The sequence below is a fragment of the Bacillus sp. RB3 genome (assembly GCF_030164735.1).
GTDB lineage: Bacteria > Bacillota > Bacilli > Bacillales > Bacillaceae_G > Bacillus_A > Bacillus_A cereus.
On sequence record NZ_JASNGE010000064.1, the window covers coordinates 1 to 10637 of the forward strand.

Consider the following 10637-nt stretch of genomic DNA (forward strand, 5'->3'; position numbering starts at 1 on the left):
CACCCAATCGTTTTGTTGATTAGAATTGCTTGTACCTGATTTGGATAGATACGAAACTTATAGGCTTTATTAATCATGATTTGATTCACCTCCATTTCGGTATATGACTATTATACGCCAAACGTACATTCGACAGGTAGTGGAGTAACACTTCCTGTATGTCGAACAATTAAGATGAATTGCCATCCCTTGTTCGAAGCCAATTCATCTCCCACCTACTCACTGGGCTGTGCCCCTCCACGCTCCTTGAGGAAGGAGTCTTCTTGGCTAAAATGATAAAATTTATTTTCTATGTTTTCATAGAACTACTCTTCACTAAAAATTATTATTGTTTTTGAGCATTCACTATTCCTTCTTCTAATCCTTTATCTAATTCTTTCTCTAATCCTTTTTCTACTTCTTTCTCCGATTCTTCAATCTTCTTATTGTGCCCCTCTACAAATCCCACTAATATTTCTGTTATTATCGACATAGGTACACCTTTATCCAATAACATTTTAAGAAATTCAAATATAGAGAGACCTTGTGAGTTAATTGAATTATATTTGTTATTAATATATTGTTCTATATTTTTTTCAGAAAGTTGATTATTCCCAGTCTTATTTTCAGGAATGTATTTTTGATTATTGTTCACCAAATATGAAGCTGTAGTACTTGGACCTGTTCCCTTTAAAACTCTAGTATTTAAAGGATAAAGCCTGTTATTTATGCTTGAACTGATTTTCATCGCTCATTTTCTTGTAAAATGTCGCTTTCTTCATGCCAGCCTTGTCCATGAACTCAACAGCTTTAATCTTTCGCTTTCCATTCCTTGCTTGTTATCCTCTTTCATGTACCAAGCATTAGAATTGAAACCTTTGAGATTACTGTTTCCTTAACCGTAAAGAAAACGCTAAACTTCATTTATACTTTTGAGGATGTTCTGTAATACTAATTGGTTTTTATGATAATTATTCATAAGTGGATAATTCACTACGGACCTCGTCTATTGTATCCCTAGCACTTCTTAACGATTTTAAACATTTTCCTAATTTCGCTAAATCTGTTTGGCTCGCAGCATCTCCATAATTGTCTATAACAAATTGCAAGTTATCCATCGCCTTTAAAATAGATGAATGTAGACCCTTTAGTTCTGTTGGGGGTTCTACATATCGTACACTAGAGATGAGATAAGACATTTTATAGAAAACATCGCCTACATCTGAAACCCATGATTTGTTTATAGTACCCTTAATTTCTGCATCAGCCTCTAAAATGCTAAATCGGTTCGCCACATCAGATAGGTCCTTTAAATAATCATCCATTACCCACGCATAATGCTGCTTGTCTAAATGTTTATAATCACTTGTTTCGGCTCTTTGCTTTATTTCTTTTTGATTTCCTATATTTTTTTCATCTGCGGTTAATTCCTCAACTGCTGCTGTAATGACCTTTATACCTTTTTTGCTACCAATAAGAGCGTCGATAGTTAAAATACTACAGATAAAAATCACAAACATGGCAATCCACTTAGCCCATTTCGGCATAAAAAAACTCCTTACTTGATATATTTCTCCTAAATTATAATACAGGATTAACGCCCATTATAAACACTATGTCTCTTTACCTAATACCTTACCTTCTGTTTTCCCAAAATCGACATCTTTAAGTAAATCTATATCATGTCAAAAACTCATTTTCAAAATACATCACTAAATTCTAATATAACACTATATTATTTTTATATCAAGAATATTTTTCCAAACCAAAAATCATTCATAGCCTTCTCTTTTCACCATTAAACCTAATTTATATATGATACATAAAAAAGAGGATCTCCCCATAGTAGAGCAGATCCTCTCTTTCACTTCACATACACATAGGCTTCGTTTGCTGTTATATAATATGTTTTACCTTTACTATTGTGCACTCTATATTGTGGTGAATTATTTACAATTACCTTTGTATCAATAATAAATCCTAAACCCATATCTACAGTACCGGCAACATCTTTATCCTGCCAAGATGGAGAATCATAGAAACGTAAATTATTTACTTTTGAAATAACCCTTTTACCAATTACTGTAGCAGGTTCATTGCCTTGGCAACGAATATATGAAGAATTATAATAAATCCATTGGTTACCACCAAAATGTAACCAGTTCCCTAATTTATTCCATACTTTATAAGCCTCACCTTTTTGTAGCTTACGAATAATACTATTTTCTGTTGATGGTCCAAAGCGGAGATTTACATTGTATCCTTCAATATATGCAATACCATTTGACTCTACTGTACCAGATATTTCATTTGTTTTTTGTGGTTTGGTATCCACTGTAACCGTGCTCCCGTTATAAACCTTTAACACGTCTGCTCGGAACTTAGCCTCAGATACGCCATGACTACGAAGATAATCTAGTGGATCTTCATGGTCTGTCCCACCTAATTTATACGTAATATCCCTATGTGTCCATAATCCTTTAGAGGGATGAATATTTCGTTCTCGCAAGATTTTCCCAATTAATTCTATATATTTTTCATATGAACGTTTAAATTTCAATGGATCACTTGTCTCACACAATTCAACATGAACAAATCTAGCATTTGCTGCTGGACCTGCCCCCCATGCCTGATGTTTTGTAGATGCAATTTGAATCTTTTCATCCCAATCCACTGCGTAGTGAACAAACGCTGAACGCCATGTACGAGACTCATATTTTTGAATATTAATTGCTGGCGCCTCTGGGGTAGCTGTAGAATGTGCCACAACACCTTCATAAGCTCCTATACCATAACGGTATGGTTGTTTTGGTAAATCAGGAATAAGTAGCGTTCTATCAGCAAGTGCGTTTGTTCCAATTGATACTACTAAAATCATTGCAACAACTATAGATAAAATATGCTTATATTTCTTTTTCATTTTCTATCGGCATCCCTTTTTATAATTTTTGTATGGTCAAATAATCCACTAGCTGACAATCCGATAATCATTCCTTGAAATAAATTCATTTTAATATCTTGAGACAAAAATAAAACACCTAGCGTAATGCCAAGTGTTAAATTAAATAACGGAATATATTTTGTTTGCAGTCCAGTTGTTTTTGCAATTTGTGAAATTCCTACAACAACCCCAATCATTGCTGTAATTTCAATCATTACATACCTCCTCCTTTCAAAAAGAAGGTAAGAGCAGCTCCAATTAGTCCACCAATAATAAGGCGTAGGATCCAAGTTGTATTAGCACTGATTTTATCTAATTGCTTATTGATATTAATAATATCCTTTTCATTACCTGTTGTCCGCATTTCTAAACTTCTAATCTCTAATCGTATATCCTTAATATCTTGCCTTATTTCCTGAATATCACCTTTCACCTCTTGTAAACTATCCATTTTGCCACCTCTTTCCCACTTCTTATTTAATTCAACATAAACAAATCACGCACTAAACTACTCCTTTTATTCTTGAATCGATACATAAAAACAACTTAGTATAGAACACTACTGACATTTTCTATTTCCAATCATACTCCAATCCAAAAATTAAATAGCCACTCATACGAGTGACTCTAATTCTTTAACCTTATCTCACATCAAAATGTTCTTCTTTTACCCATGCATTATTTCCAATCGCCAAATAACCATCTTTTCGTGCCAAAATTCTATATGGAACAGACCCGTCTACAAAACCTGTATAATTTCCGTTAGGACCATCATATGTGTTAATACCACCGCCTGGTGGATATTTTGAATAAGCACTAAACCATTGCACATCAAAATGTTCCAGAGCAGCCCATGCCTCGTTTCCTAGACAAATCATAGGATTTTCATACCACGCTGCATCTATAATAAGATACGGTGTTTTATCATAAATTACCCTCGTAAAATATCCTCCTTGCGGTTGGCTATATAAATTAATCCCTCCATTATTCGGATATTTATTTACAGCAATCCCCAGACCTACTGGCTGTATTGGTTTATTATTATTGTTGTTAAATGCTTTATTTACCTTCTCAATGAATTGATCCAATCTTCCCTCGTCAAGCATACGGTGTGGACAATGTTTCCCACTCCACGATTTATGTGTACGTACATTACTAATTGGAATGTTGAATTGTTTCATTAACTGAGCTATAACAATTGCTGCATTATCTTCCGCCTTATAATATCTATCCCCACCGCTTAAAGAATAGCAAATTTCCACTCCGATGGATTTACGATTACCATTTCCGTTACCATCACCAGCATGCCAAGCATTACGATCAAACGGAATACCTTGTACTGCTTCTTTGTCATCTACTGCAACATGGAACGAAACTGCATTATTATTTCCAATCATATAACAAATTTCATTTTCAGCTGATGCATCATTGTACGTATTATGTACTGTGATGAATTCTGGCTTCATTACATTGGGACATTTTATAGCATATTTACTTGAATCCACTAATTTTTTTCTAATCTCCATTACTGAACATCTCCTTTTTATTCTCTCGTTTTTATTACTAAAATTCTCACTGCATTATTTAGTACATCTAGTAACCTAATCTCCATACGGCCAGCATTTTCTCTAATAAATTCCTTGTCTTCACCTGCTAAAAAAGAAAAAGAGCAACTGTTTATCAGTTGCTCTTCCTTTAATTCCTCTCTACACTCCTACACCATCGTTTTAAACGAATTCATAAAAAAGTATCACACTGCTTCTTCCATTTAATTTGATATTTATAGATTTCAAAATACTATCTCACATTAAAGTGTTCTTCTTTTACCCATGCATTATTTCCAATATCAATATAACCATTTAGTCGTCCAAAAACTCTATATGGAACAGATCCATCTACAAAACCTGTATAATTACCGTTAGGACCATCATATGTGTTAATACCACCGCCTGGGGGATATTTTGAATAAGCATTAAACCATTGCACATCGAAGTGTTCCAAGGCAGCCCATGCCTCGTTTCCAAGACAAATCATAGGATTTTCATACCACGCTGCATCTATAATAAGATACGGTGTTTTATCATAAATTACCCTCGTAAAATGTCCTCCTTGTGGTTGGCTATATAGATTAATTCCCCCGTTATTCGGATATTTATTTACAGCAATCCCCAGACCTACTGGTTGAATTGGTTTATCAGTATTGTTACCACCACTATCTTTACCCAAGTGATCTAACGGATTCACAGCATTACTTTTACTCGCATTCCAACGTCCTTTATGCAATTCAAAATGTAAGTGTTGGCCACTAGAATCCCCCGTATTTCCCATAACTCCAATAGTTTGTCCTTGTGAAACATAATCACCTTCGTTTACTGTTCGAGAACCACTACGCATATGAGCGTATACAGTTTCCCATGTAACTCCATCAATTGTATGCACAATCATAATACATTCACCATAACTAGATGAAAAATAAGAACGACTAACTTGACCGCTAGCCGCTGCATAAATAGGGTGATAACCTGCTTCAGCAAGGTCTATCCCATGGTGATCTGGTCTGCTGCCTCTAAAACCACTTGTTACTCTCGTTGTATCTGTAGGATAAATAAATTTTGTCATATTAGTCTCCCTTTCTATTTTTACACCATTTAAAAAAGGTACTTAAATGAGCACCTTCATTCACTGTCTATATTTATTATTTTTTGGATATATTTTAGTTGTTCAAATTTTAAGATGAACAGAACGAAAAGCTATCCTTCATTATTTAACATTAAAATGTTCTTCTTTTACCCATGTATTATTTCCAATATCTATATAACCATTTAATCGTCCAAAAACTCTATATGGAGCAGATCCATCTACAAAACCTGTATAATTTCCGTTAGGACCATCATATGTGTTAATACCACCGCCTGGGGGATATTTTGAATAAGCACTAAACCATTGCACATCGAAATGTTCCAGAGCAGCCCATGCCTCGTTTCCTAGACAAATCATAGGATTTTCATACCACGCTGCATCTATAATAAGGTACGGTGTTTTATCATAAATTACCCTCGTAAAATATCCTCCTTGTGGTTGGCTATATAGATTAATCCCACCGTTATTCGGATATTTATTTACAGCAATCCCCAAGCCCACCGGTTGTATTGGTTTATTGTTATTACCAGCTTCATCAAAATCTACATATTGTTTAACAATTTCAGAGTAGAAGAAATTCCCTCCATTTTTATATCGATAGCCACCATTATATGCAACAGCAATAGGCTGACTATACTTGACCATAGCACCAGTTGTATTACCAAGTGATGGCGCAACAACCGTTTTAGAATACTGATCTGCCACCGGTAATGAATGTTGTTTATTGTTAGAAGCTAACCAGCGAAGGTAAGCTCGTCCAAAATTATATGATTGAACAATGGCACTTAAATCTGTAATGCCATTTTTCTTTGCATCATCAAAAGCTCCTTTTAGATGCTTTACTCCATAATAAATTGAATCTTTAGGATTTTTAATTGTATTCATCGCCCAACCTTGTGATTCACTGGACTGCATAATATCAGGTGTTGTTTCAGAGTTTCCTCCACTCTCCACCATAATAATCCCAAGTACATAGGGAACTAATTCAGACACACCTTGTGCTGAACATTCACTTTCTACCATTGATTGCCAACGTAACACTTGTTGTGGCAGATTCTTTGTTTTAACTGAAGCAGCTAATATACTCATTACTAAATCTCTCCTTATTTTCCTATTATTTTTTCTATAAAACTCTTAATCTACTAAGTACCTCTAACACTTAAATGAAAATTATTTTTTAAAATTACTTCATGTTGCTCACCTTCTTTCACAACAAAAAGAGCAACCATAAAAATAGTTGCCCTTTCGTCGAAATCTTATATTACTACTATAAATCACTTTTTCAATACTTTCTGTACACTGCATGTATCCTACAAAAAGGTAACATTAAAACCCATCTACAAACTTGACAATCTTTTTTATTTCAGCATGTTTTCGACGAATATAGCCTGTACTATAATGTAATTCAAACGCTATTTGTTCTAAAGTCATTCCATCAACATACTTCATTTTGAGAATTTGATGATCTAATCCTGTAAACTTATTAATTAAAATCTTTAAATCAAATACTTCATTGATCTTATGTCCTAATTCATATTCAATCGCTTCAATCCGATCTTCTACTTTAGCCCCTTCCGATTCAGCAGTTAATCGTACATTTTGCAAGTCCCCACTAGTCCAGCGCTTTAATTCTGCTTTTGATTTGTCTAAGTTATATTCTAAATATGCAATTTCTTCTTCTAGTTTCTGATAATCTTTGAGCCAGTCAAACATATAATAATCCCCCTACTTTTCTTTATTTAAATGCTGCTTTTATTTTTATCACCAAAGATAAGCTAACCTTATTATCAATTTAATAAAATTTATAAATATTAATTATGATTTATATTTTTTTAATAAAGTTTTTAATCTCTCACGCTCTTCTTCAATAGTTAACTCATTATTTTTTATAGGCTGCTCTTCTGGAATATCTTCTTTTTCATGTAACCATTCTGGTACCATTTCATTTCGATTGGTATTCCCTGACCCAAATTGTTTTTTATTCTTACCAAGATCAAACTGTGCATCTAGCATAGCTACATCCTTGAGTGTTTTTACCTTTTTGGCTTCCCAATTTTTAAGAATCCCACGTACATATCTCCACTTTGGTACATTTTCATCAATTGATCTATTTACTGCTTCCCCAATTAGTTCACTACCTAATGATTCACAAAATGCACCAAGCTCTATAATTGCTATTTCACTTAATGAAATTCTATTCTTCATCAAAAATTGATGACTTATTTTAAAATCTTCATTTGTTAATTTTTTTGAGAGTAAACTTTGTTTATTATCATGAATATGATTTATATTTTGTATATCAGTATTTAGTTCTTTCGTACTTTGTATATTAGTATTTAGTAGCTTGTGATTATCCACCGGTAGGTTACCAGCAACAGGTTTTCCAGCAGGTGGGTTTTCCACTGGTGGATAATCATCCACTGGGATTTCGTAAATAATTGTCTCCCATCTAACAATTTTGTTTTTTTCATCTCTAACAGGAAATCTTCTAATATATCCGTACTCTTTTAATTCCTGCATTCCAGCTCTTAAGCTATTAATACCGTCTTTTGCATGTTGCGATAATTCTTCTCTATAAAACACCCAATCATCTGGAAGTGTAAGTATGTAAGCTAATATTCCTTTCGCCTTCCAAGAAAGCCTCTTATCCTTTAGACCGGTATTATTAATAACGGAATAATTATTATCTTTTTTTACTCGGAAAATCCCCATATTATCTACCTCTCATATTTTCAAACCTTTTTTACTTACTTATTGCAACTCTTAACTTCTCCATGACAAAATCTACTTTCTACACTTTTTAAACCAAAGTGCGGTTAAAAAGAACTTAAAGTTCGATTTATTACTAAAAAAAATATCATCTACACTCTTATCAAAAAACTGTGCAATCTTCCTAGCTGTCTCCATTGATGGCGTTCTTTCTTTTTGATCAATCATTCGAATATAGCGTTCAGTTACTCCGCAATAGCTAGCAATTTCTTTATATAAGTTTTTTTTCGGATCGTACATTTTATTTCCCATTATCACACCTCCATAAGAACAATTAGTTCTAAATACAGATTAAAGAACTAATTGTTCTTTGTCAATGCATAAAAGAACTTTTTGTGCTAAAATGAATTCAAAGAGAACAATTAGTTCAATTAGAGAGGTGAACGATGTGATAGGACTTAGAATAAAATCCTTACGAAAAAAAGAGAATTTAACTCAAAAACAACTGGCAGAAAAAATCGGCGTATCCCAAAGAATGATAGGTTACTACGAATCAGAAGAGAGGTTCCCTCCACATGATGTTTTAACTAAATTAGCTGATTGCTTTTCAGTTTCAGCTGACTATTTACTTGGTCGATCTGTTACAGGCGAACCAAACGAACAAGTAACGCCAAAAGATGAGAAAGATATAGCAAAAAGAATGGAAGAAATAAAGAAAGATCTACAAGGCGAAGATGGCTTAATGTTCTCTGGTGAACCTATGAGTCAAGAAGCGGTAGAGTCATTATTAGATGCGATGGAGTACATTGTAAAACAAACAAAAGTAATCAATAAAAAATACGTGCCTAAGAAATATCGTAATCCAGACGATAACTGATGCAAGCTTAGGAGGGAAAACATTGAAATTCGTCATTAGAGATCTAGTCCAACAACTTTGCACCAAATACAACACGAAAAACCCCTATGAGCTTGCAGATTACTTAAAAATACATGTACTAACATGGGATTTACATGAAGAAATAAATGGTTTTTATAAATATGAAAAAAGAAATCGTTTCATTGTTATTAATACTAATTTATCTCCATCTATGCAGAGAACTGTTTGTGCCCATGAATTAGGACACGCGGTTCTACATACTCATGCAAATACACCTTTTCTGCGTAAGAATACATTCTTTTCCGTTGATAAATTAGAGATAGAGGCAAATACGTTTGCTGCGCTTTTGTTAATTGACCAAAAGACCATTCAGCGTGGTGATACAAAAGCATGTATAGCATACAAAAATAATATTCCTGTTGAACTTTTGGAATTTTACAAGCCTTGCTAAAGGCATTAAGATGTTTTAATTGTTGGTTCAAACGCTGACGAGAAAAAGAGAGTGCTCCATCGTTAAAGCAGAAGAAATGAAATAGTATCTATTGTTTAAAAAATCTATACAGTTAAAGCAAATAAAAAAATACACCTCCAATTGTTAATTATGTGTCTAACAATTGGGGTGCACTTCAATAACAGTAGGTCTTTTTCAAAAAATCAATAAGCCCTAATATTGTCTATCCTTCACTGTACAAAAATCAATACACTACTTAAATATTACTTTCCTTGTACAGAAATTCCTAATACATAGTAATCTGGATGTAGAGTAACTACAGACTCCCCAGGTTTTACCCACTGTAGAGGACTTACATTTAATTCTACGCTATGATTATCTTTTTCAAAACGATTGATATAATCCTTATCATTTTTTACAAAACTATCAATTTCTTTTTTAAATTCTGGATTTGGATTTACTAATCTATCAATCTCTTTATCAAGAGTGAAATTCGGATTTATCATATGCATCCAGTTTTTCGCTAGCTCAACAGTTGATTTGTCAACGACAAACATGAAATAGAAGTTATCTTCATCCTTCCCAACAAACGAAAATGAACCATGAGAGTCAATCATTCTTGGTAAATTAGGAGTATATAGATCAATTTCTGATGCTACATATCTATATCTGAAATTCGCATTATATTTCTTATTTACTTCAGTAACAAGATTTTGACCTTGTTTAGAAATAGATTGCTCTCTTACAGATGAAATTTCAATTGAATATCTATCAAAGAAAAAATCATCTGTCACTAACGCATTGGGAATACCTATTGGCGTTACCCCTGGTTTTGTCTCTGGCTTTGGCTTTGGCTCTGGTTTTGGCTCTGGTTTTGTTTCTTTTTCAACTGCATTAATAGAGTTATATAAGAACTGACTATACGCTTCACGTGTTACAAACATTTTTGGAGAATACATATTACCTCCAGTACCAATTGTAACCCCATTTTCCTCTAATGCACTAATTGCACCGTAAGACCAAGAATTTTTATCAACATC

General features: G+C 33.5%; 15 protein-coding genes. 2 read left to right on the forward strand and 13 right to left on the reverse strand.

What is annotated here, in order from left to right; genetic code table 11:
* From QO049_RS29865 to QO049_RS29920, 12 genes are all read right to left on the reverse strand, one after another.
* Window positions 1-77, reverse strand: a 77-nt coding sequence (locus tag QO049_RS29865) for a helix-turn-helix domain-containing protein (RefSeq protein WP_284489791.1), incomplete at its 3' end; no start/stop codon positions are given.
* A gap of 248 nt (window positions 78-325) precedes the next feature.
* Window positions 326-727: a hypothetical protein gene (locus QO049_RS29870; protein ID WP_284489786.1), complete on the reverse strand. Its 402-nt coding sequence runs from the start codon at window positions 725-727 to the stop codon at window positions 326-328.
* 223 nt (window positions 728-950) lie between these two features.
* Window positions 951-1526: a hypothetical protein gene (locus tag QO049_RS29875; protein WP_284489787.1), complete on the reverse strand. Its 576-nt coding sequence runs from the start codon at window positions 1524-1526 to the stop codon at window positions 951-953.
* Window positions 1527-1843: 317 nt separating this feature from the next.
* Window positions 1844-2899, reverse strand: a complete 1056-nt coding sequence (locus QO049_RS29880) for an N-acetylmuramoyl-L-alanine amidase (RefSeq protein WP_284489788.1) — start codon at window positions 2897-2899, stop codon at window positions 1844-1846.
* Window positions 2896-3135: a hypothetical protein gene (locus QO049_RS29885; RefSeq protein ID WP_000570185.1), complete on the reverse strand. Its 240-nt coding sequence runs from the start codon at window positions 3133-3135 to the stop codon at window positions 2896-2898. Before QO049_RS29885 ends, QO049_RS29880 begins: the two co-directional genes overlap by 4 nt.
* Window positions 3135-3371: a hemolysin XhlA family protein gene (locus tag QO049_RS29890; protein WP_000377824.1), complete on the reverse strand. Its 237-nt coding sequence runs from the start codon at window positions 3369-3371 to the stop codon at window positions 3135-3137. Before QO049_RS29890 ends, QO049_RS29885 begins: the two co-directional genes overlap by 1 nt.
* A gap of 190 nt (window positions 3372-3561) precedes the next feature.
* A complete protein-coding gene (locus QO049_RS29895) occupies window positions 3562-4446 on the reverse strand; it encodes a peptidoglycan recognition protein family protein (RefSeq protein ID WP_284489789.1) in 885 nt (294 codons plus the stop codon).
* A gap of 271 nt (window positions 4447-4717) precedes the next feature.
* Window positions 4718-5539 (reverse strand): M23 family metallopeptidase, encoded by an 822-nt coding sequence (locus QO049_RS29900; RefSeq protein ID WP_098202935.1) that lies wholly within the window; start codon window positions 5537-5539, stop codon window positions 4718-4720.
* Window positions 5540-5680: 141 nt separating this feature from the next.
* Complete coding sequence (locus QO049_RS29905; RefSeq protein WP_061884948.1) at window positions 5681-6649, reverse strand: lysozyme family protein; 969 nt, start codon at window positions 6647-6649, stop codon at window positions 5681-5683.
* Window positions 6650-6886: 237 nt separating this feature from the next.
* Window positions 6887-7273, reverse strand: coding sequence for a DUF1492 domain-containing protein (locus QO049_RS29910; protein WP_086398143.1), 387 nt, complete (start codon window positions 7271-7273; stop codon window positions 6887-6889).
* A gap of 102 nt (window positions 7274-7375) precedes the next feature.
* Window positions 7376-8272 (reverse strand): DnaD domain protein, encoded by an 897-nt coding sequence (locus QO049_RS29915; protein WP_086411689.1) that lies wholly within the window; start codon window positions 8270-8272, stop codon window positions 7376-7378.
* 72 nt (window positions 8273-8344) lie between these two features.
* Window positions 8345-8581, reverse strand: coding sequence for a helix-turn-helix transcriptional regulator (locus QO049_RS29920; RefSeq protein ID WP_098202933.1), 237 nt, complete (start codon window positions 8579-8581; stop codon window positions 8345-8347).
* A gap of 136 nt (window positions 8582-8717) precedes the next feature.
* Here QO049_RS29920 and QO049_RS29925 point away from each other — a divergent pair, with 136 nt between their 5' ends.
* Together QO049_RS29925 and QO049_RS29930 are read left to right on the forward strand one after the other, a co-directional pair.
* Window positions 8718-9146, forward strand: a complete 429-nt coding sequence (locus QO049_RS29925) for a helix-turn-helix domain-containing protein (RefSeq protein ID WP_000579788.1) — start codon at window positions 8718-8720, stop codon at window positions 9144-9146.
* Window positions 9147-9168: 22 nt separating this feature from the next.
* Window positions 9169-9597, forward strand: coding sequence for an ImmA/IrrE family metallo-endopeptidase (locus tag QO049_RS29930; protein WP_000673778.1), 429 nt, complete (start codon window positions 9169-9171; stop codon window positions 9595-9597).
* A gap of 263 nt (window positions 9598-9860) precedes the next feature.
* On the opposite strand, the gene QO049_RS29935 is transcribed toward QO049_RS29930, so the two are convergent.
* Window positions 9861-10637, reverse strand: a 777-nt coding sequence (locus QO049_RS29935; RefSeq protein ID WP_284489790.1) for an S-layer homology domain-containing protein, incomplete at its 5' end; no start/stop codon positions are given.